At 36.5% G+C, this 21,600-nt stretch carries 21 protein-coding genes and 3 pseudogenes; 6 read left to right on the forward strand and 18 right to left on the reverse strand.

All coding sequences use genetic code 11. The features are described 5' to 3' along the window. Positions 1-23 precede the first annotated feature (23 nt). Positions 24-257 (reverse strand): hypothetical protein, encoded by a 234-nt coding sequence (locus tag LIT25_15555; protein ID USK32042.1) that lies wholly within the window; start codon positions 255-257, stop codon positions 24-26. Positions 258-345: 88 nt separating this feature from the next. Further along, positions 346-1,932, reverse strand: coding sequence for a spore germination protein (locus LIT25_15560; GenBank protein USK32043.1), 1,587 nt, complete (start codon positions 1,930-1,932; stop codon positions 346-348). Positions 1,933-2,239: 307 nt separating this feature from the next. On the opposite strand from LIT25_15560, the gene LIT25_15565 reads away from it, so the two are divergent. Beyond that, complete coding sequence (locus tag LIT25_15565) at positions 2,240-3,349, forward strand: endospore germination permease (protein USK32044.1); 1,110 nt, start codon at positions 2,240-2,242, stop codon at positions 3,347-3,349. Positions 3,350-3,427: 78 nt separating this feature from the next. On the opposite strand, the gene LIT25_15570 is transcribed toward LIT25_15565, so the two are convergent. The 5 genes and pseudogenes from LIT25_15570 to LIT25_15590 all read right to left on the reverse strand — a co-directional run bounded on the left by LIT25_15570 (position 3,428) and on the right by LIT25_15590 (position 7,650). Then, positions 3,428-4,141 (reverse strand): serine/threonine protein phosphatase, encoded by a 714-nt coding sequence (locus tag LIT25_15570; GenBank protein USK32045.1) that lies wholly within the window; start codon positions 4,139-4,141, stop codon positions 3,428-3,430. A 192-nt stretch (positions 4,142-4,333) separates the two neighbouring features. Further along, a complete protein-coding gene (locus tag LIT25_15575) occupies positions 4,334-4,648 on the reverse strand; it encodes a hypothetical protein (GenBank protein ID USK32046.1) in 315 nt (104 codons plus the stop codon). After that, positions 4,649-5,688, reverse strand: a pseudogene (locus LIT25_15580) (NAD-dependent epimerase/dehydratase family protein). Between the two features lie 334 nt (positions 5,689-6,022). Further along, on the reverse strand, positions 6,023-6,886 hold the full coding sequence (locus LIT25_15585; protein USK32047.1) for a pentapeptide repeat-containing protein: 864 nt from the start codon (positions 6,884-6,886) through the stop codon (positions 6,023-6,025). Positions 6,887-6,976: 90 nt separating this feature from the next. Further along, a pseudogene (locus LIT25_15590) lies at positions 6,977-7,650 on the reverse strand (HAD hydrolase-like protein). A 420-nt stretch (positions 7,651-8,070) separates the two neighbouring features. Here LIT25_15590 and LIT25_15595 point away from each other — a divergent pair. Next, on the forward strand, positions 8,071-8,403 hold the full coding sequence (locus tag LIT25_15595; GenBank protein USK32048.1) for a hypothetical protein: 333 nt from the start codon (positions 8,071-8,073) through the stop codon (positions 8,401-8,403). Between the two features lie 65 nt (positions 8,404-8,468). After that, complete coding sequence (locus LIT25_15600; protein ID USK32049.1) at positions 8,469-8,861, forward strand: hypothetical protein; 393 nt, start codon at positions 8,469-8,471, stop codon at positions 8,859-8,861. A gap of 273 nt (positions 8,862-9,134) precedes the next feature. On the opposite strand, the gene LIT25_15605 is transcribed toward LIT25_15600, so the two are convergent. After that, entirely contained in the window at positions 9,135-10,637 is a 1,503-nt protein-coding gene (locus tag LIT25_15605; GenBank protein USK32050.1) for a malate:quinone oxidoreductase, read from the reverse strand. A 312-nt stretch (positions 10,638-10,949) separates the two neighbouring features. Between LIT25_15605 and LIT25_15610 the strand changes: the two genes are divergently transcribed. Continuing rightward, on the forward strand, positions 10,950-11,207 hold the full coding sequence (locus LIT25_15610) for an HPr family phosphocarrier protein (protein USK32051.1): 258 nt from the start codon (positions 10,950-10,952) through the stop codon (positions 11,205-11,207). A 206-nt stretch (positions 11,208-11,413) separates the two neighbouring features. Here the strand turns inward: LIT25_15610 and LIT25_15615 are convergent, their stop codons facing one another. The 5 genes and pseudogenes from LIT25_15615 to LIT25_15635 all read right to left on the reverse strand — a co-directional run bounded on the left by LIT25_15615 (position 11,414) and on the right by LIT25_15635 (position 15,279). Further along, a complete protein-coding gene (locus LIT25_15615; GenBank protein USK32052.1) occupies positions 11,414-12,211 on the reverse strand; it encodes an ABC transporter permease in 798 nt (265 codons plus the stop codon). Between the two features lie 45 nt (positions 12,212-12,256). After that, positions 12,257-13,051, reverse strand: a complete 795-nt coding sequence (locus LIT25_15620) for an ABC transporter permease (GenBank protein ID USK32053.1) — start codon at positions 13,049-13,051, stop codon at positions 12,257-12,259. A gap of 6 nt (positions 13,052-13,057) precedes the next feature. Next, complete coding sequence (locus LIT25_15625) at positions 13,058-13,942, reverse strand: ABC transporter ATP-binding protein (GenBank protein USK32054.1); 885 nt, start codon at positions 13,940-13,942, stop codon at positions 13,058-13,060. A 74-nt stretch (positions 13,943-14,016) separates the two neighbouring features. Then, entirely contained in the window at positions 14,017-14,640 is a 624-nt protein-coding gene (locus LIT25_15630) for a TetR/AcrR family transcriptional regulator (GenBank protein ID USK32055.1), read from the reverse strand. 327 nt (positions 14,641-14,967) lie between these two features. After that, a pseudogene (locus LIT25_15635) lies at positions 14,968-15,279 on the reverse strand (ABC-F type ribosomal protection protein). A gap of 154 nt (positions 15,280-15,433) precedes the next feature. Between LIT25_15635 and LIT25_15640 the strand changes: the two are divergent. Then, complete coding sequence (locus LIT25_15640; GenBank protein ID USK32056.1) at positions 15,434-16,354, forward strand: LD-carboxypeptidase; 921 nt, start codon at positions 15,434-15,436, stop codon at positions 16,352-16,354. Between the two features lie 322 nt (positions 16,355-16,676). Here the strand turns inward: LIT25_15640 and LIT25_15645 are convergent, their stop codons facing one another. The 3 genes from LIT25_15645 to LIT25_15655 form a co-directional block, all read right to left on the reverse strand. After that, positions 16,677-17,579: an IS3 family transposase gene (locus tag LIT25_15645; protein USK36301.1), complete on the reverse strand. Its 903-nt coding sequence runs from the start codon at positions 17,577-17,579 to the stop codon at positions 16,677-16,679. Continuing rightward, on the reverse strand, positions 17,549-17,872 hold the full coding sequence (locus tag LIT25_15650; protein ID USK32057.1) for a transposase: 324 nt from the start codon (positions 17,870-17,872) through the stop codon (positions 17,549-17,551). The genes LIT25_15645 and LIT25_15650 overlap by 31 nt, the downstream gene beginning before the upstream one ends. 331 nt (positions 17,873-18,203) lie before the next feature. Beyond that, the gene (locus LIT25_15655) at positions 18,204-18,644 is read right to left on the reverse strand and encodes a cell wall hydrolase (protein ID USK32058.1); all 441 of its coding nucleotides are present in this window, start codon (positions 18,642-18,644) and stop codon (positions 18,204-18,206) included. A 247-nt stretch (positions 18,645-18,891) separates the two neighbouring features. On the opposite strand from LIT25_15655, the gene LIT25_15660 reads away from it, so the two are divergent. After that, complete coding sequence (locus LIT25_15660; GenBank protein USK32059.1) at positions 18,892-19,044, forward strand: hypothetical protein; 153 nt, start codon at positions 18,892-18,894, stop codon at positions 19,042-19,044. Positions 19,045-19,556: 512 nt separating this feature from the next. Here LIT25_15660 and ybaK read toward each other — a convergent pair. Both ybaK and LIT25_15670 read right to left on the reverse strand, forming a co-directional pair. Next, positions 19,557-20,033, reverse strand: coding sequence for a Cys-tRNA(Pro) deacylase (gene ybaK / locus LIT25_15665; protein USK32060.1), 477 nt, complete (start codon positions 20,031-20,033; stop codon positions 19,557-19,559). A gap of 552 nt (positions 20,034-20,585) precedes the next feature. Next, positions 20,586-21,575, reverse strand: a complete 990-nt coding sequence (locus tag LIT25_15670) for an ornithine cyclodeaminase family protein (protein ID USK32061.1) — start codon at positions 21,573-21,575, stop codon at positions 20,586-20,588. Positions 21,576-21,600 lie beyond the last annotated feature (25 nt).

A 21,600-nucleotide genomic window follows, 5' to 3' on the forward strand; every position in this document is an offset into this window, starting at 1 on the left:
TAAATCTCTTTTGCATACTCTCATCACTTTAATAAAGTATCAATCAAATCGGAAAGCGGCTGATAAATAACTGTAATCCCATCTACCGGATTTGGAATCTTAATTTGTAAAGCCTGAGCTATGCTTAATGATGTTCCGATTAGCAGAAGGATGAAAAATACCCACAGCTCCTTCTTTTCTTTTTTTCTTAACAGGGAAGGAACATCGATCGCGATGATCACACCGACAATGACAAGGATTCCTGCAACAGCCACCACTTTTCGTTGCTCCTTTCTTTATTTGCTCTATTTAAGGATGGTACGGTGAGATAGTGTTTTTTAATATGCCGCTTAAAAAACTTAACAATTAATCATCGTTCCCCTGCCGATTTTGTTTCAAAGTTTGTTCACGTCTAATGTTTTTCTGACTGATTAAACGGGGACGAAATAACATCCGTCCTCTTGGAGCGCGAACAATTGTATCGGTAATGTCTTCCTTAATAAATGGACCAAATGGACTCATATAAGGAATCCCGAAGGAACGCAAACTGCACAAATGAAGAATTAGAGCAATAAACCCGATCAGTATCCCGAACAAGCCAAAAGAAGCGGCAAGTGCCATCATCGGGAATCTAAGCATTCTAATTGACATGGACATGGCAAATGAAGGAAGGACAAAGCTTGAAATTGCCGTGATCGCGACAACGATTACCATGGCGGGCGAAACGATTCCAGCCTCTACTGCAGCTGAACCAATCACAAGTGTTCCTACAATAGAAATAGCTTGTGCTATAGCCTTAGGCATTCGTAAACTGGCTTCCCGCAAAATTTCAAATGCGGCCTCCATCATAAGTGCTTCAATGAACGCCGGAAAGGGAACCCCTTCACGCTGGGCAGCTAAATTTATTAGAAGACCTGTTGGCAGCATTTCCTGATGAAAGGTGGTGATGGCGATATATAGAGATGGCCCCAGTAAAGCTATAAAAAGACTAAAAAAACGAAGCAAACGAATCAGGGTGCTGATATCAGCACGCTGATAATAATCTTCGGCAGCCTGTATAAAGGATACGAAAAGAGCAGGAACAACCAGAACAATTGGTGTTCCATCCACTAAAATGGCAACTTTTCCTTCCAAAAGCTCGGCAGCAATCTTATCAGGCCGTTCCGAATAATAGACAGTCGGAAAAGGACTCAAAGCTTCATCCTGAATCAATTCCTCAATATAGCCGCTTTCCAGGATTCCATCGATTTCGATCCGATCCAGACGCCTATGAACTTCTTTAATGACCTTATCATTCGCAATTCCATCGATATACATGATCCCTACATCTGTGACTGTCTCTCTCCCGATTTTTTTTGTTTCCAGCCAAAGGTGAGGAGTTTTTATTTTCCGGCGTATTAAAGCCGAATTAGTACGCAAATTCTCCGTAAAACCCTCCTTCGGTCCCCGAACTACGGTTTCCGTAGTGGATTCCATTACACCGCGGTCCTTCCCGCCCCGCATAGAGATTTTGAAACCTTGTGAATACCCATCCAATAAAAGGATAACATCCCCTGATAACAGGGAAGTCATTAAAGAGCTGAATTCAGTTACATCTTGTATATCTCCAACTGCCAGAATTCTATCTTTCAAAACTTGTACAATATTCTGTTCTGATGATAGCAATAGATCTTGATCGTCTAACATAAGCGATTTCATGATATAGTTCTGAATGGAATTGGTATCCACCAATCCATCTGTATAGAAAATACATGCTTTAATAAGTCTCCCCTTGCCAATTTGTATTTCACGAATCACAAGGTCGCTGCTGTTCCCAAGCAGTTGCTTGACATGCTGAATGTTTACATTCAGGTTTGTTCCTAACAGGTCTTCGTTTATCTCATTACGTTCGTCTTTATGATCTAATGAAGATTGGTTTATACTTTTTTTTGTTTTTTTCTTAAAAAAACTCACACATTTAATCCCCTCTCATTAATGGTTTGCTTGATTTTTGGGGAATCGGTCCTTAACATCATTCATTTGAGCAAATAATAAACGTATCTGACTCTTCTGTATCGCTCCATTTAATGATCATTTTTTACCAATTTACCATGTTTTAAACATAAATAGGTTCTGGCGAAACGGGAATTTTATGTAAAGAACATAGAATGATTGGATAATAAGCATCTGATATACTCAACGCTTTTAATATTGTCCGGAGTTTATTCTAACAATACAAGGTCAAGAATAAAGATAATAACTATCGATAGGAAGTTGGACTATGGAGAAAAATCATAAAATTAGTGAGCAGCAATTTGCAATACTAGTTATTTTATTTACTATTGGCACTACCATCTTGGTGATTCCTGGCAGCCTTGCTCAAGTGGTTGAACAAGATGCATGGCTGGCAGCTGTATTCGGTACAGCTTTAAGTTTCATCCTGGTGGTATTATTCATAGCAGTTGGCAGGATGTTCCCCAATATGACAATTGTTGAAATCAATGAAAAACTGCTTGGTAAATGGTTAGGAAAGGCAGTCTCTCTTTCATTTGTTTTTTTTTCACTTTATTCCACTACTTCATTAATTCAAATAGTAGGCAGTTTCTTAACGACACATATTATGCCTGATACACCAATTGTAACAATTCATATTCTTTTCGCATGCATCTTATTTATGGGAATCCGCCTCGGTCTTGAAACATTAGCCCGTGCTGGAGAAATTTTATTTCCATTTTTCATTTTTCTTTTCATTATTTTAGCAGCTTCTATTTCTCCCCAGATTGATTTTCAGAACATGCAGCCCGTTCTTGAAACAGGGATTAAACCGATGATTAGAGCTGTTTTTCTATTTATTAGTATTTTTTCATTACCTTTGGTTGTCGTATTAATGATTTTCCCTGTTTCAGTGAATCGGCCAAAAGAAGCTGAAAAAACTTTTTTTATCGGCATACTCATAGGCGGACTCTGTTTAATCATCATTATCCTTTTAGCTATTTTAGTTTTAGGCCCTGAAATTAGCGCAGGACTTATGTATTCAAGTTATGCATTAGCTCAAAAAATAAACATAGGAAATTTTCTGCAGCGGATAGAAGCCATTTTGGCGGTTATGTGGATGATTACAATCTATTTTAAGGTTTCCCTTTATTTTTACGCATCTGTGGTAGGACTTGCAAAAACATTGAATATGAAAGATTACAGGCCCCTTACGCTCCCATTTGGAATGATTGCAGTTTCCCTTTCTTTAATCATCCATCCCGATGTGACCCACTCTTCCACATTTGATAGAGAAATTTGGCCATTATTTGTTTCAACTTTCGGACTTCTTCTTCCGATACTCTTATTAGTAATAAATGCAGTCCGGACAAAAATACTCAGAAAAAAAGGAACGTAACGTTCCTTTTTTTCTGGGTTCCTGTTCCCGCAAGTCAGGAAGCTATTTTCTTCTCAATCAAACAGCTTTAATAGAAAATTACATCTTATTTTTGCTCATAACATGATGCTTTTTTATAGAGTCGTTTATTATTTCCAGACAATTAAGCTGACCTCCATATGCACATGATCCATCAATCCCTATTTTATTATTGCCAATATAGATATCATTGCTTTTATGTATAAGAGTATTGGGTGTATGTCCATGTACAATTGTATGATTATGGGTATGATCATTAAATAAAAATTGATCTCTTATCCACATAAAATCTTTTTCATCCGTCTGTTTCCAATTTTCCAGATTGGGATTAATTCCTGCATGCACAAAGATATAATCTTCGTTTTCATAAAAGTAAGGAAGCTTTTCGAGGAATTCCAAATGAGCTTGATAGTAATCTTGAATGTACCGCTTTGCATTTTTTACTAATTCATTATCATAGCCAATTTCTTTAAACCACCCGTTGCCAACATAACTTGTAATCGTTGCATAACCACCGTTTCTGAAAAAATGAAGATCATTTCGTTCATTGTCCATTTGAATCCAATCATAAAACATTTGATCGTGATTTCCCCTGAGAGCAATTGCTCCTTCATCAACCAGGCTCATGACTTTGCATAGCGTTTCCTTGCTCCTTGGTCCCCTATCTAAGTAATCACCCAGCAAGATTAATTGGTCGCTTGCAGGATTGTATTTTATCAATTCCAGCAGCTTAAGGAATTCATCGTAACACCCGTGTACATCACTTATTGCCAATATTCTTTTGATGTGAATCGACTCCTTGTATAACTTTATTTATAAACTTTTTCCACTTTTGGCCAATCAATCCCTTCTTTTTCTTTTCTTATCCCAACTTATCGTTTTATGTAAAAAAGCGCTTCTTCTATTATGAAGAAACGCCTCTTATAAACCAGGAAAAGATAACTTTTAGGAATCTTGCTCCTTATTTCAGTTTGTAAGGTATGACATCACTAAATAAACAATGAAACACAAAATGGATCCGTTTAGAAATGGACTGATTTTTAATGTCAATTTTTCATGTTTAGGTTCATATTGGCCACCCATGGATGTATAAGCAGCAAACTCTGCATTTTTAGACAGTAAATCCCCAGAAGAGCCTGTTAAAAAAGCAAAAAAGATAAAGAAAGCAGCTCCAAAAAACATCGTAGTTAATAAATCTGTATCAAAGTATTTAGTTAGTCCAACAATTATTCCTAGTTCAACGACTTCAGTATCTGAAGGCAGGCATGCAGTTATATCCAATCACACTGTCTTCTTTTTCTCTTTTTGAAACCAAGACTGCATCAGCTCCAGTTCTCTTTCTTGTGAGATCCCCGCTTTCAGTTCTTTAACCTCTCTTTCTCCCATTGATATATATCAATGATAGTATCTGCAAGAGGTCGTAAGGAAAGGCCAGAGTTAACAGCTTTTTCTACACTTATGGAAAAAGTGCCTTTCCAAGCTTCTGTTTCTCCCTCTATCGGGAAATGTTCCGGAATCCACAATGGCATTTCCGTCCATGGCTGTACTTTATGCTCCAATAGAAATTGTTCATCTGCCCAAATGAATTCGGCATCGCTGTTTGTAACAGCTTTACATGTGTTTAATAGCTCTTCAATAGTCCATTCTTCTTCCGGGCTTGTTACATTGAACGTGCCTGCCATTCTTTTTTCCGCCATATTGAACACCCACACTGCTATATCTTTTACGTTAATCAACTGCACTGGTCGATCTATACGTCCTGGTACCAATACATTTCCGCCTTTGGCTACACGCTTAACCCAGTACGGAAGCCTTTCTGTATAGTCAAACGGGCCAACAAGCAGTCCTGCTCTTATATGCAAAACACGCCCTGGCCAATGGTTTTCTGCTTCTGCTTCACATAGTACTTTCAACGCCCCGTAATACTCGTAAGGGGAAAGTGTTCCCTCCTCAACGTCTTTCAATTTATCCGCCGGCATGGATTGTAAATGATAATGTTCCTTAATATTGTTGGGAATCCAATCTTTATATACAGAGATACTTGAGATATATGTGTAATGCTCGATGTTATCCCCGAGTACGGCTGCTATTTTTTTAATTTGATGAGGAGCAAATCCGCATGTATCCATTACAACGTCCCATTTCCGGTTTTTCAGTTGTGATACATCACTGTCTCTATTTCCGATTAGCTGCTCCACTCCAGGAAAAGCCCCAATGTTTGTGCCGCGATTAAATAAGGTAATTTCGTGCCCTCTTTTTAATGCTTCTTCTGTCAAAGCTTTACCTAAAAACCGTGTACCACCCAATAAAAGGACTTTCATAGTTTTCCCCCATTCAATTAAATAGTCTGAAAAAAACCTTTCAATTTATAAACGGATTTCCTTAGTAAAAAGATACGGATAGGTTGAAAAAATCATGACATTAATTAAGAAGGTGCGATTGTTGAATGACACTTATGTTAACTGGTCTTTTAATTTAGAGCATTACAAAAGCAGATATGAACAACTTCAGGAAATTGAAAATATAAAATATAAGCTTTTTTTTAAAAAAGAGCCTAATGGCTCAATTCAATAGTAAAGTTATTTAGTTAATGCTGCTCTCAAATTTACACTCTTTGATCAGGTCAGCTAAGCCCTCTTAATACATGAAATTAAATTATCTTCCATTTTCAAACCAATGATCTGGAACCCTTAAAGTTCCTGGTAATTTAGTATTCCTATCGCCTTTTGCCGAGTTCATTTGTGCTTGAGTGAGAAAAATACTTTCTGTAAGATCTGCACCTCTAATATCAGCGTCTCTAAAATCTGCACCAATTAGATCAGTCAATCTCATGTCAGAGTCTCTGAGATCCGCGGCAATAAGCAGAGCACCTCTTAAATTAGCTCCTCTAAGATTTTCACCTCTTAAATTTGCACCGATGAGATCACTGCCCCTACCTATTTTATGATATTTATTTTGAATCTTTTTTTTCTTATGGCGAGCTTTTGCCCTTACAAATTCACTTGTACGCAAAAGCAACTCGTTAACGGCCATTCTATGGGCTTGAATATTTAGATTAAGGATAGACTTAGGACTTAAATAAGTCAGTGATTTCGTCTCATCAAGCGCAGCCTGCAAATCTTTATGTATAGATTTAGCCTCTTCTAAACTAAGAGCTTCATTTAAGAAGTAAAGCATTTCATGAAGCTGCTGCATAATAGGAAATACTTCGAACATTTCTTTTGCAGCTGCTGGATGATCTCTCCAATCATTCCCATCATAAGTTACTTGAGATACGTGCTGACCAGCGCCAAAGCATTCATAAACAGCACATCCCCTAAATCCTTTTTGTCTAAGATTCCGATGAATTCCACATTTAAAATCTGCTTGCAGGTTTGGACAAGGATCTCCGCCATCTTTATTGAGAGCAAAATCAGCAGATTGTGCAAATGGTAAAGCTGTACAGCACAATCCGAAGCAATTTTCACAGTCTGAGCTTAAATGAAGATGATTGATATTGTTTTTTAAATAATTAGACATTTCGAATCCTTCCTTTTAAAGATATCTTATAAAAATTAATAGCTCCATTCATAAATGGAGAAAATCCAATAATGGTCAAAAGCCTAAGACTCAAATTGATATCGTATCTGAATGACAGCTGCTGATAATTCCCTCAACATTCAGCAGATCATCAATGATATAATCAGCTTGAGAAAGTTCTTCCTCCTGTGCAAAGTCGAATCTGCAGCCAATTGAAATTAGATTATTATCTTTGGCGGCCAATATATCTGAAAGCCTGTCCCCCACCACAAAACCCTTTTTCAGTTTATATTTTTTAACGATTTTCCCGACTAACTCCGATTTGTTTTGTGATTCTATTTCCTGAATACTAAACATTTCTGTAATCAATTCTTGAAGACTATAATAATGAACAATTGCATCCAAATATTCTGTCTGCCCATTGCTGGCAATAAAAATAGGAAAATGATTGTTTTTTAGTTTTTGAAATATTTCAAGCACATTCGGATATAATTCTCCCCTGCCAGAATGTATATTACCTATTAATTGCTTATGAAAAAAATCATTGGCCAGATTTCTTGTATCTATAGAGTGGTTTGGGAGCAGCGTTTCCCACACTGCAGGCAGCGGGACACCCATTATCCTCCTATATTTGTCTATAGGTGTTTCTTTATCCCACAGATTTTTTTCCCTTAATAACTCAAACGTTACATCGAGTGACAATTCAGAATCCTGTTGGTTTGAAAAAGTGTGCCATCCATATCAAAAATAATTGCTGTAGACATAATTTCCTGCTCCTTTTTTACAATTTTTCAAGCAGCATCAAAATCTCTTTTTTCTCTCCTCATATTCTCTTAATAAAAAATAAAAAAACCCTATGGCATTATATACATAACCAAACAGGAAATTCGATTCAATCTAGTAAAAATGAGAGCTCTACACTATTTTCTTCCATCTATATGATTTCGTTCTCACTTTAATAATTAAAATTTGTGAGGTATAGAGTAATTCTTTCCAGCACATCCTCATCCATTTATTGATAATTATAACATTTTGCCCTCTTAAATGTTTCAAATTATTCATGTAAGTGATTGCTGCACTTAGAACGGTCCAACCATAAACTAAATTAATAACTTATGAAAAAACTCTTCATATAATTGTCTTTTTGAAGTTAACAAGTTTCTAAGCTTCCTGCTAAACGACGTTTGGCTGAACAATTAAACATAAGTATCATGACTTTTCAAATTGCTTCCGAACAACTGCAGAGTGAAGGATACAGTTATTCAGTAGAACGGCAAGGATATTTTGTTTCGGAAATTGAAGATGAATGGCACTACGCTGAGAATCCAGCGACTTCTCTGAGGAAACCGACGCAGCCTGAGCATTTTATTAATGTTAAAAATGGCCAGGTCTTTCCCTACAAACTATGGAGCCGGCTATATCGAAAAGAGCTTAATGAATTCAACGGATACAATGCACCGTGGCAAGGTGAATATTCGCTTCGCTTGCAAATTGCACGGAATTTACAAAAAGCTTGAGGGTTAGCTTGTCAGCCGGAGCAAGTTTATAATTTTAGTGGATTTCAGCAACAGTTAATGAATGTATGTCTGTTTTTTATCGGAGAGCTATCGGAACAGAAGAACCAGGTTTTATTCGAGCAAAATCTGTTTTTGAGCAATTACAGCTGCACTATCATCCGATTAAAAGAAGCTGTTTAATTGAAAGCATAACTAAACATTTAGGAGAAGAATTTGAGATCAGGGGGGATGCAGCAGGCTTACATATCATTGTTCAATTACCAGAAAGATTAAATGATTCTATAGCAATAGAGCTAGCGAAGTCAAGGGGAGTTGAAATCGATGCCGTTTCAACAATGTATCAGCTTCACAAGCCAAGTCATCAAGTTATGCTGGGATATGGTGAACCATCTCTGGACGAAATTCAGAAAGGTGTGGGTTTATTAGCTGCTGCATGGAAGAATAGCTTAAGTAATTAGCATTTTTATAAGGTTAGCCATTTTTCTGGCTGGCCTTTTTTATAAGGTTTTATTATACCCTAAAAGCGTATGCACTTAAGTCTACATGACTAATTGGACATTTTCGGTCACCGTAGCCTCCCTAACTGCGAATTTTGAAAAAAAGAACCTTCAATCTAAAGATAGATCAAGGGTTCTATGTTTTATTTTCAATGATATTCTATTATTTACTCAATTGTTCAAGTGAATTTTTTTATCTCTTTTTTCAATCATTGCCTTTTTACATCCAAAGAATTAACTATAGGCTAGCTCTTTTTCGCTTAGACCAAGCGTCTCTGCTGTTAAAGTATGAATTTCGTGCAGCAGCTCTGGATTTTCCATTAGTGACACGCCATAAGAAGGAATCATTTCTTTGATTTTTGGTTCCCACTCTTTCATATATTCCGGGAAGCATTTTTTAATTATCTCAAGCATAACGTGAACAGCAGTAGAAGCACCTGGAGAAGCACCTAGTAATGCCGCAATCGAGCCATCAGCTGCAGTAATAACTTCGGTACCAAATTGAAGCGTTCCTTTGCCGCCTTCAGCAGTATCTTTGATAACTTGTACACGCTGGCCAGCTACTACTAAATCCCAATCCTCGCTCTTAGCGTTCGGGATAAACTCTCGTAACTCTTCCATGCGCTGTTCTTTCGTTAACATAACTTGCTGGATCAGGTATTTAGTCAATGACATCTCTTTTGCGCCTGCCGCCAACATAGTTAAGACATTATTCGGTTTTACGGAAGTTACTAAATCGAACATTGAACCTGTTTTTAAGAACTTTGGTGTGAAGCCGGCAAACGGTCCAAATAGTAACGATTTTTTATTGTCGATATATCTTGTGTCAAGATGCGGAACAGACATTGGAGGAGCTCCAACCTTAGCTTTGCCGTATACTTTTCCATGATGCAGCGCTGCAACTTCCGGATTATTACATACCATAAATATTCCGCTTACTGGGAATCCGCCAATATGCTTCCCTTCAGGAATACCAGATTTTTGCAGTAAATGCAGGCTTCCGCCACCGCCTCCGATAAAGACGAATTTAGCAGTATGGTGTTCTACGCTGCCGTTATCGACATTACGCACTTTTAATTCCCATGAGCCATCGCTAGTACGGTTAACATTATCAACACTATGTTTGTATTTGATATCGACGTTTTTATTCTTTAAGTGGTCAAACAGCATGCGTGTTAAAGCACCAAAGTTAACGTCTGTACCAGAGTCGATTTTTGTTGCCGCAATAGGTTCATTCGATGGACGGTCTTGCATGATAAGCGGAATCCATTCCATCAGTTTTTCTGGGTTATCGGAAAATTCCATACCTTTAAACAGAGGATTGTTTGAAAGCGCTTTAAAACGTTTCTTCAAAAATGCTACATTTTTTTCCCCTAGTACCATACTCATATGAGGTAATGGCATGATAAAGTCTTGCGGATTATTAATCAGCTTACTGTTTACGAGATAAGACCAAAACTGCATTGAAACTTGGAACTGTTCATTAATTTTAATAGCTTTGCTAATATCTATAGATCCGTCAGATTTTTCGGATGTATAGTTAAGCTCGCACAGAGCAGAATGTCCCGTACCCGCATTATTCCATTCGTTAGAGCTTTCTTCTCCTGCGTTTGCGAGCTTCTCAAACACTTTGATTTCCCATTCCGGTGCTAACTCTTTCAGTAAGGATCCCAAAGTCGCGCTCATTACTCCGCCGCCAATTAAGATAACGTCTGTTTTTTTCTGTATGCTGCTCATAATAACCTTCCTTATCCCCTTTATTTGCAAAAAAGATGTAAGGGCACCTGCTTAGGTGTCACAAAAAGCCAGGCGCGACCTAAGAACACACCTTTTCTGTCTCAATTATATCATAATCTATTATAATTTTTTGTTTAATTATAGTTTGTGTGAAGAAATGAACTTAACTTAATTGCCTGTTAGCTGATGAGATGAAACAGGCTGCTTCATACAAAAAATGAACATTATTCAGCAAAAAGATTCATACATTAGACAGAGGGAATCTTTGTATTCATTCCTAAAAAGGATAAAAGTTATTAAGGAGGCCTTTATATGATTCAACAAACAGTTGAACTGAACAGTATAGGGGGGTTGTATGGACGTTCTGTTACAGAATTGATTTGGACCGCCTCTCGTTATAGTTCTGATATTTTTCTAACTTATAAAGGACGCAGGGTTAATGTGAAGTCTATATTGGGTGTTTTATCACTTGGAATACAAAACAAGGCAGAATTAAAATTAGAAGCTTCCGGACGTGATGAAGAAGAAGCTCTCCAACAAGTAATTAAAACTTTAGCATCATTAGATTGAGTTAAAAAAGACATCCCTTATATGTTAATAAGCCTTTGCTCCTGAGCAAAAGCTTTTTTTTAATGAGTTTCTTCTTTTTAATATTGCTATTTTACTAGCTTCTACTGAAGATCTTCACATATTAAATCAATTTCATAAATCTGAGCCTAGGCGGCCCAACGGTTTAAAAGCATAAAAAAAAGACCGAAAATTTCGGTCTATTTGTACTATACATTCAGATCTCTTTTTTTATAAAAAACATAGGTAATAATCGAAAGTCCCACAATTAACGCTATAGACAGTATGACAAAGCTTGCTTCGAAACCCCCGCCATACATTACATTTTTCGCTTCAAAATATTTGAATGGTGTAAAGTATCTTAAGCCATCAATGTTCTCATTCAAATCAATAACGATGGATAACATATACGTAAGTAAAAGGATTCCAGCAGCTACTGATGCAGCCGATTTTGGATTCTTTTTGACCGCAGCCAGCGCGCTGCCGATTACCATAAACAAGACCTGCAAAATGAACATTGCCGCCATTAAGATGGCGATCTCACCATTAACCGCCTCACCCTCGCTGTATTTCCCTAAAAGAATAATAGACGAAGCGAATGTTGCGAGATTAAAGATCACGATATTGGTGAATGCTGCCAATAATTTTGCAGTAATAATGGTACTTCTTGATACTGGCTTTACGAACAAAAACTCTGACGTTTTGTCCCGCTCTTCTTTGGCAATAATCGTTGCTCCCAGCATCGCAGCATGGATAGTTGCCATTAATAGCAAATAGAGAAAGAGCATACCATAGTAGCCGCTAGCCTTTGATAAATCCAAAGTACTGAAACCCAATACAGCCCTCAGCGATTTTGGAATATCAGCCATCAGATCATTTATCGATTGGCCTGATGACGAATAGGCAGAATATTTAGCCATTCCGGATGCCACCGCAAGAAAGACACCGATGCTCCAAAAGATAAGCGCTTTTCGATGAGACTTCAATTCTTTTAAATATATATTCATGACCAAACCCCTCCGTTTAGCTCTCCATATGAATAGCCAAAATTCTTATACAGCATGGATATCCTTCTTGGTATAGACGACATAACTAGCTGCAATTGCAAGAATAATAATGACTCCGCCCACAATCAAAAATGATGCTTCATAGCTGGAATGTTTAATGATATAGGCAGTGTCAAAATATTTAAACGGCGAAAAATAACGTTTCACTTCATCGGCTGTCGTATCACTGAACATTCCCAGAAAGTAGAAAGCAAAGACGGTAGCAAGCGAGACGGTCAGCACGGATTTGATCTTATGGACCATAACGGAAATGAAAATTCCCATAGCCAGGAAAATCAGTTGAATGAAAAAAATCGTAAGCGAAAGCAAGAAGAAAGTTTTCAAGCTAAAATCATCGGTCTTGACTTGTAATGCCAAGCTCGCTGCAGCGAAATAAAAAATATTCGTCATGACAATCGAAACCAATGCTGCCAATAACTTGGCTGTCAAAATTTTAGTCCGGGTAACAGGCTTTGTAAGCAAAAAGTCCGCCGTTTTTTCACGGACTTCCTTGCTGACAATGGATGTACCGAGATTCATCGCCTGGATTGCTCCGCAAAGAGTAATAAACGATAATGGGAAGCTATAGAAGCCTAGAATAGTAAAGAAATTTCCTTGATTAAACCCGAGCGCATTTCTTATCGCCTCCGGATAACTTTCCAAAATTTTCATAAAACTTTCTGCATCCTCTGCAAATGAAGAATACATCGACATAAAAATAACGATGATCACAATTAACGATAGCGACCATATGATCGTAGACTTCCGAAGCGCCTTCAATTCATGCAAAAATATATTCATAGCGTCCTAGGCCTCCTTTTCATAGTAGTGCATAAAGATCTCCTCAAGGTCCGGCTCTTCTATCCAGAGATTCGTGATTTCAATGTCGGCTATTTTTTTCATTACCGTATTGATATTTCCCTTAAAAATAAAGCTAGCAACATTATTATTCACCTCTAAATTGTTGACTCCAGATAAATTAAAATAATTTTGTTCAAGCTTTGACTTTGCTTCAATTTTGAATTTTTTATAGGTGTTTTCTTGTAATGTACTAATTTTCTCAACTGTAACGATTTTTCCCTCTTTAATAATGGCAACACGATTACATAATCGCTGTACCTCACTTAAAATGTGAGATGAAAATAGTATAGTGGCGCCTTTTTTATTCTCTTCCTCAAGCAAGTCAAAGAATTTTTGCTGCATGAGAGGATCAAGTCCACTCGTAGGTTCATCGAGAATGATCAGCTTCGGCTCATGTAGCAGACCTTGAACAATTCCGACCTTCTTTTTGTTTCCTAATGAGAGGTCATCAATTTTTTTATTGAGGTCCAAGTCCATGATTTCAGCCAATTCTTTTATTCTCTTACTGCAATCTTTTTTATAAAAGCTAGCTGAATATTTTAATAAATCCTTTACTTTCATATTGTCATAATAAAATACTTCTGAAGGTAAATAGCCGATTTCTTTTTTAATTTCAGGAGCTGATTGAATACAATCCTTTCCAAAAATTGTTGCACTGCCGCTTGTTGGATAGATGAGCGATAACAGCGTACGGATCGTTGTCGACTTCCCAGCGCCGTTTGGCCCGATAAACCCGAAAATCTCTCCCTGTTCAACATTAAAACTTATATCGGAAATTCCTCTTGCCTTGCCGTAAGTTTTGGTTAGCTTTTTAATTTCTATTACGTTCATTAATAATACCTCCCTTTTTTCTCCTCAATCAGTTATGCGGAATGACCAATTTTGTAATATGATTGATCACCTCCTTATTCGTATAAAGAATTTCTTAGTATTTTCAGGTATTCTTCCATTTCTGCCATTGTCTCTTCGCTATCGATTTGCTCAAGGGATAGGGACAATGCTTTTTCTTGATATTGATAGGCGAACCCTTCCAATGTCCAATTAATAATGTTAATCGCCTTTTTGATATCAATCCCTTTTTTAAATTTGGAAAGATCAATATCGGAAAATAATTTATTGAAGGAACTTTCGAACAATTCTTTCGCCCTGCGGTTTATATCAATTTTTACTGCAGGGGAGGAGTCTTTATAAATTGACTTAGCGAAACTTAGCATTTCTGGATAAATTTTGTATATCTCAATTTTCAGTAATGCGATTTGCCGATAGCGGACAAAAATGTCTTTTTCATCCCAATTTATTTTTTCCATAATTTTTCCCATTAGAATATCGATCATATGATCATATAAGAATAAATATAATTGCTTTTTATTTTGGAAATAATGGAATAACAATCCCTTTGATATTCCCGCTTCCTTGACGATTTCATTTGTCGATGCCTTATCATATCCGTTCTGGGCAAATTCCTTCATTGCCGCATTTATGATGCGATCCTGTTTTTCCTTATCCAGATTCAAAAATTTTGAAAACATTTTGGCAGCCCTCTTTCTACATTGGTTCTCACGAGGTTATTGACCATATTGGTCAAATTCATTGTAATCCTGTTGACCTCTCTGGTCAATAGTGTTCAAGCTATATTTTTTACAAAAAAATGAAATTGTTGCTTTGAAAAATAGTTGGTATTCTTTTATAAAAAAGTTTGATCATTTCAGTGAACCCTCTTCAATTAATGCGACCGATTGTGGAAGAAGGTTATCACTGAATTTTCAACAGTCATTTTCCATAATAAAGCAAAGCACCCTTCAAATAGAGATTCTTATAAAAAGAAGCAGAGATACGTTCTCTGCTTCTTTCTCTGATTAGTTTCTTAATTTTAGTTGCTGGTGTTCAATAACATATATACGATCTGCTGCACGTTTAATAAACATGTGATCATGCGTTACGAGAAGGACCGTACCTTCATAGCCCTTTAAAAAGCGTTCTAACGCTTCAATACAAAAAACATCCAAAAAATTGGATGGCTCATTTAAAACCAGTACATTGTATCTTCCCAAAAAAAGTTGACACAATATTAGACGGATTGCTTCTCCACTGCTTAAATCGCACACATTCTTTCTCAAATCATTTCCTGTAAAGTTCATTGCATGAAGGACTGCACGGATCCCCGTTTGTTGAAGAACATTTAATGTACAGTATAGGCGTACTGTACATTAAAAGTGAAAGTACTTAATCAGTAGTTTTCATTAATATGACATATATCAGATAACCTTCTAATACCTTTTATTATCATAATAATAATTGAATCGAATACAGGGAGAGGAAGATATGGCAATAAGACCTCCGATGCTGCAAAGAGGGGATACGATTGGGTTGGTTACACCTGGCAGTCCTCTTGATGCAAATATTATTAATGCGAGAGTACAATATTTGAGAGATATTGGCTTTAATATAGTTTTTGGCAGGCACGTTTATTCTTACGAGGGCATCACAGCTGCACCTGCTGGGCAAAGAGCAGAAGATGTAATGAATATGTTCAAAGATCCGAGCGTCAAAATGATACTATCCACACGAGGAGGGACTGGGGTACAGACCATTCTTCCTTACCTAGATTTTGAAGTCATAAGAAAGAACCCTAAAATTATAGCTGGTTATAGTGACATAACAGTATTACTAAATAGTTTGTATCTATCTAGTAATTTAATTACGTTCCATAGCCTAATGCTTATTGATTTTAGATTAGAGACACCTGCTTATAATTTCAATCAATTCTTTGAAGCAACTTCTACATTGACTTCGCCTAGGATTATCCAAAATCCATCGACTATGCCCCTGAAGAGTTTAGTACCAGGAAATGTAACGGGTCCAATAGTAGGTGGTAATATGACTTCTCTAGTCAATACCCTTGGTACGCCATATGAAATTAATACACAAGGAAAAATACTTTTCTTAGAAGAGATCCATTCACCAACTACAATGATTTTTCGGTATCTAACTCAATTATTGATGTCAGGTAAATTTCAAGATTGTCTTGGTATTATCATGGGAGAATGTACGAATTGCCTTGTATCTTATGACACAACATATGATGATTTAATTAATGATTTGTTAGTCCCCATAGGAAAACCACTGATGGTCAACCTTGCTACAGGGCATGGTTTTTATAAAGCTGCTATTCCAATAGGTGCTAATGTTAATCTCAATTCGACAGATAATACATTAACTGTGCTTGAACCAACTGTCTCTTAGTGATATTAAACGAGGTATTAGCAATCTCATCTATACCCAAATACAAAAAATCTCTGTTATTCCTAATTTAAAAATTGTGTCAAATAAGCAATACTAGACAAACAGATTTCTTATTCGGTTCAGGATGATAATTAAAAAAGACACAATTCCTTATACAAGAATTGCTCCCTTTAGTAATGCCCTTCTCAAGAGGGGCTCATAATGATTCGATGTCAATTTTTATTTCTTTGTCGCCAAATTTTTTGTAAAAAGAAATTAATTTTTTTAATTAGGGTTAGGGTGAACCTGAACTTACCCCTGTCAAGTAGACAACTAAAAAAGGCTATGCTGCCATCTGGCATCTATATTCAATCGGTGCGAGGTGGCAGAGTCGTTTCTGGAAACGTTGATAGTTATAAAAATAAATATAATTTTCAATGGCTGCTTGTAGTTCTTCTTCAGATTCAAAGTGAGTTAAATAAATACATTCTGATTTTACATGCGAAAAGAATGACTCGATACAAGCATTATCATGGCAATTTCCCTTACGGGAGTGGCTGCCAATAACACCTAGGTGTGCTAAATGTTTATGATAGGCGTGAGATGTGTACTGAAACCCCTGATCCGAATGGAGAATGGTTCTGTACACATTTCTTTTTTCTGCTACTAAATCTAATGTATCCATTAAAAGCTGTAAATCATTCCGAAAAGACAGCTTCCAAGCAATAACCTCATTGTTATAAAGGTCTTGTACGGCCGATAAATAACGAAATACATCCTTCAATCGAATATAGGTGATATCCGTTACGAGTACTTCGTTTGGCTGTCTATTCTGAAATTTTCGTTCTAATACATTTGGATAGGTTCTTGAGTATTGCCCTTTAAAGAAACGTCGTTTCTTCCGAATAATGGACTGTATCTGTAGTTCACACATTAAGCGATATACTTTTTTGTGATTGACGAAAAAGCCTCTTTCACGCAACGCAATTTTCATCTGAGGGTACCCAAATTGCTTATGTTTTTGGTGAATTTCAAGAATCACTGTTTTCAGCTGTGCTTCTGCTTCAGTACGTGCTGTACACGACGATGTGCGCCTCCATTTGTAGTAACCTGAACGATGGACCTTCGCCATTTCAGTAAGCCAAATAACCGGATATTTCTCTTTCATTTCCTCAATAATTTCATAACGTTCTTTGTGTGTCGGAACGCCTCCATTTACAGATTTGGATAACGCTTTTTTAGGTATTCAACCTGTGCCTTGTAGTAGTCACGTTCTTCTTCAACACTTTTGAAATGATTTTTCTTTCCTTTGAGTGGATTAGGGATTCCCTTACCGCCAGACCCTGGTGAAGCCGTGTTTTTAAAAGCATCAACACTCCCTGTTTCACGATATTTCTCTACCCAATTTTCTAATTGGGTTTTGCTTTTTAATCCATACATTTGGGCAACTTTGACATAATTTCCTTCACCATTTTTTAAATAACTTTGAACTGCTTGTATTTTTAACTCGTAAGAGTAGCTGTTATTTTTTCTAGACATAGTAAAATCCCCTCCAAGTATGAGTGTATCATCTACATAAACTGTAGCCTTTTTACATTGTCTACTTAGAGGGGATAATATCAATCTGCTAACCAGGAGGTTCCCTTTTTATTTCGTGAGATAAAAATACACCAAAACTACGATTGGAAAAATAGGCTGCGGTTAGGATTTCAAGCTTTTTTTCAACTGACAACTGTTACATTACCTACAGGAGCTGCATTGAATGAATATGGTTGGCTACCAGCACCTGCGACTAAAAATTTTGTATTCGCAGCACCAAAAAGGCAAAATTACAATAAAACTCCAGAATTAATAATAGCTCCTAGACAGCTTAACCACTATAAACACTATCACATGTTTCAGCTTTTGGTTCATAAAAACAATGTTTTTTAAATTGACCAGAAAAAGGTTGATCGTACCATGTTGGAGGGCATGGAGCATATGGATTAAAATACCAAAGAGCATATTTCCCTGGGTGTTGTCTCCAATAATCCAAATTCTGTTTTGCTAATCTTTTTTCAACAGTTCTCGCTCTATTATAAAATACATTACCTTTTTGAACAGCTTCAAAAGAATAATTTCCTCCTTGTACCTGATAAATGACTTGTGGAATTGATCTTAAATTTTTAAAGTCTAAACAATTTGCTTTAAGACGATTAACAATTACATTACCAACATATAACATTCCTTGTTTTCCTTCACCTTCGGCTTCTGCTCTCATCATCCTTGCCATTAAGTCAACGTCTGAACTTCGGTAATTTACTCTTGGCATTTTTTCACCCCAAAAATATAGTATGAAAAAAAGCCTCCATTGATGTCATTGTTTATAAAATAAGAATGCTTAGTTTTTAAAGCTTACAGTTTTTAAGTAAGATGAAAACTAAGGCATTCTTTTTTATACTTTTATTCAACTCCCTCTATAAAGAAAGGTGCCCTCTATGAACATAACGCAGAAAAAAACTCTATAAAGTATAGTTTTATATTTTTTTGAAACTATATTAAATGGAGGTGAATTAATAATGTCAAATAAAAACAAAGATGTTCCAAATACACTCAAATATAGTATATGGAATACACGAACGGATGAAAATCAACCTTGTAACAAAGAAAAATATACTGAGTCAATTGACAGTTCTAAACTAGAATCAAAAACAGCAGACAATCAAGAATAACAATTAAAAAGCAACCGCAACAGGTTGCCTTCTTTCTTTAATTATATTTCTTTCCACAACTTGGATTCGAGAACGGATATCAGACTCAGACTCTTCATCTGAGCCTCGGTCAACCCAGTATTAAACCTAATGTCTTATTATCATTCAAGCAGCAGCTTACATCAGCCCAGACTTTTCAACAATCCAAAAGAGCAGTTTAAGATTTATTTACTGTTTATAATCTGTATATGTTAACTAGGAAATTGCTTTACTAATAGGCCTGAGATTATTTTTAATACTTCTACAAAGAACCTACAGAACCTTAATAAAGAAGCTGCATTTATTCGTAGTTAAAGCAACTTGGTGTATAGAAAACTAAAAAAGAGTCTATATTCCATCTTTTTCGGTTATTACAATATTTACAGATAAGCGCCCGATCGTATTATGAGGCCAGCCAGTTTTCTGAATTTATCTTTCTAAGCTCTATCTTAGAAATCATGTTCACCTCACTTTTTCATGAACAGTGTAAAAAGCTATTTAGATAAATCAGCGAATTGTGCTTTTATTGCCTTTGCTAAACCCTCTGCCTTAATTTCAATCTGTACACCGATATTTCCCCCACTGACAATGATTGTACCAACTGATAGAGCTTTTTCATCGATAAAAGTAGGAAACAAACTTTTCATTCCTATTGGTGAACAGCCACCCCGCACATATCCAGACACTTTCGTTATATCCTTAACTGGAATCATTTCGACTTTCTTCTCTCCAACAACCTTAGCAGCCTTTTTCAAATCGAGCTCGGCTTCAACCGGAATAACAAAAACATAATATCCCTTGCTAGAACCTTGGGAAATAAGGGTTTTATACACTAATCCTTCTTCTTTTCCAATTTTTTTGGCCACAGATAATCCATCAATTTTTCCGTCATCTGCCCTATACGTCATTATTTTATACTCGATTTTTTCTTTGTCTAATATCCGCATTGCATTGGTTTTAACTTTTTTCATCGTTTACACCTTCTTTGAACACTTAATATTTGCCCTTAGTGAATGCAGCCAAAGTCTAATACCAATCCGTCTTATTCCTCTACAATTTTGTTTCGAGGTCTTACTAACCATATATTAACAGACAATAATAATCCTTGTTAAACATTCCTGCTTCCTTAGCTCAAATCATTATTCAATTATATGCCCCGATTATTGAATAACTAAATTCAAGATGTTGAAGCTACGTACTGTTCACTTAGTTAGCTTGAATAATTTATGGTACAGTTCCCGCACCTAAGCTGCAGTTTTTAAACCAATGGAAAATATGGTGGTATAATCATTCATTACCTTTTTATTGCACGTTATCGGTAAACAATTTTCATTATATTTTACGGATTGCATTATATTATTTGAATTTATATAAAATTAACTTATTAGCGGATTTTTAACTATCAATCTTTACCACTTTATTTCATCATTTTGTTAATAGCCTACAAAAACTATTCAAGTGTTGTTTTTTATGAGTATAGGAAAAGCTCCAGTTATAACTGGAGCTCCTGTTTCTGCTTATTATTAAAGGGAAAAGCTTTCACCAACACCAGCTTCAATCGCTTTTTTAAAAACTTGAACAGCAACCATCGTATCTAGATAGCCGATGCCAACGGACTTGTAAAATGTAATCTCGTCATCGTTCGTTCGAGCTTCTTTTTCTCCACAAATGATTTCCCCAATTTCACCGTAAATAGATTGTGGATTCCAAGATCCGTCTTTCATTGGAACTAGAAAATCTCCCGTTTCATGAAGTGCTCCTTCAATGGTATCAACAACGATTTTGCCGCTTTTTTTCAGCGTGTGAACATCGACTTCCTGCATATGCGGCTGATACGAACCAATCGCATTAATATGAGTTCCTGGCTTTAGCAGGTTTCCGTTAAACAGCGGGGTAGTAGATTTGGTGCTGCAAATGATAATATCAGCTTTCTCAACAGCCTTGTTTGCATCACTTTTGAGAACAATGTTTCCATTCCAATTAGGATATAGTGCACGAAGTTTTTCACCTAATTGTTCTGCTTTTTCTTTCGTCCGGTTATAAAGGATAATCTCTTCCAAATTTCTAACTGCCATAATAGCTTGAATTTGTCCCAGCGATTGAGCACCGCAGCCTAAAACAGCACAAATCCTGGATCTTTTGCGTGCTAAATATTTCGTGGCAACTCCGCTTGATGCTCCGGTCCTGAGTATGGTCAAGTAACTGGCATCCATCATCGCTACATGTTCTCCTGTAATCGCATCTGTTAATAAAATGATGCTTTGCAGCACTTTTCTCCCTTTTTTAGCATTATTCGGAAAAATGCTTACAATCTTAACGGCTGTGTAGTCCTCTGATTCAATATACGAAGGCATATATAGCGTTTCTGCTGACATCTTCTTGTGAGGGATAGACATCCTGATTGGAGCAATTGTTTTGCCTTCCTGTCCATAACGGAATGCTTTTTCTACATCATCTATACAATCTCTCATAGAGTACAACTCATTGATCTTTTGTTCATTTAATAACAGCAATTTTTTCACTCCCTGGTCTGTTAGC

Origin of the sequence: Bacillus sp. F19, from assembly GCA_023823795.1 — a bacterium.
In the GTDB taxonomy this organism is placed as follows: domain Bacteria; phylum Bacillota; class Bacilli; order Bacillales; family Bacillaceae; genus Bacillus_P.

Coding starts and splice junctions, on each gene's coding strand:
- LIT25_15565 (USK32044.1), top strand. CDS start 2,240: ATGGAGAAAAATCATAAAATTAGTGAGCAGCAATTTGCAATACTAGTT.
- LIT25_15585 (USK32047.1), bottom strand. CDS start 6,886: ATGTCTAATTATTTAAAAAACAATATCAATCATCTTCATTTAAGCTCA.
- LIT25_15600 (USK32049.1), top strand. CDS start 8,469: ATGTCTGTTTTTTATCGGAGAGCTATCGGAACAGAAGAACCAGGTTTT.
- LIT25_15605 (USK32050.1), bottom strand. CDS start 10,637: ATGAGCAGCATACAGAAAAAAACAGACGTTATCTTAATTGGCGGCGGA.
- LIT25_15610 (USK32051.1), top strand. CDS start 10,950: ATGATTCAACAAACAGTTGAACTGAACAGTATAGGGGGGTTGTATGGA.
- LIT25_15615 (USK32052.1), bottom strand. CDS start 12,211: ATGAATATATATTTAAAAGAATTGAAGTCTCATCGAAAAGCGCTTATC.
- LIT25_15620 (USK32053.1), bottom strand. CDS start 13,051: ATGAATATATTTTTGCATGAATTGAAGGCGCTTCGGAAGTCTACGATC.
- LIT25_15625 (USK32054.1), bottom strand. CDS start 13,942: ATGAACGTAATAGAAATTAAAAAGCTAACCAAAACTTACGGCAAGGCA.
- LIT25_15630 (USK32055.1), bottom strand. CDS start 14,640: ATGTTTTCAAAATTTTTGAATCTGGATAAGGAAAAACAGGATCGCATC.
- LIT25_15640 (USK32056.1), top strand. CDS start 15,434: ATGGCAATAAGACCTCCGATGCTGCAAAGAGGGGATACGATTGGGTTG.
- LIT25_15650 (USK32057.1), bottom strand. CDS start 17,872: ATGTCTAGAAAAAATAACAGCTACTCTTACGAGTTAAAAATACAAGCA.
- LIT25_15655 (USK32058.1), bottom strand. CDS start 18,644: ATGCCAAGAGTAAATTACCGAAGTTCAGACGTTGACTTAATGGCAAGG.
- LIT25_15660 (USK32059.1), top strand. CDS start 18,892: ATGTCAAATAAAAACAAAGATGTTCCAAATACACTCAAATATAGTATA.
- ybaK (USK32060.1), bottom strand. CDS start 20,033: ATGAAAAAAGTTAAAACCAATGCAATGCGGATATTAGACAAAGAAAAA.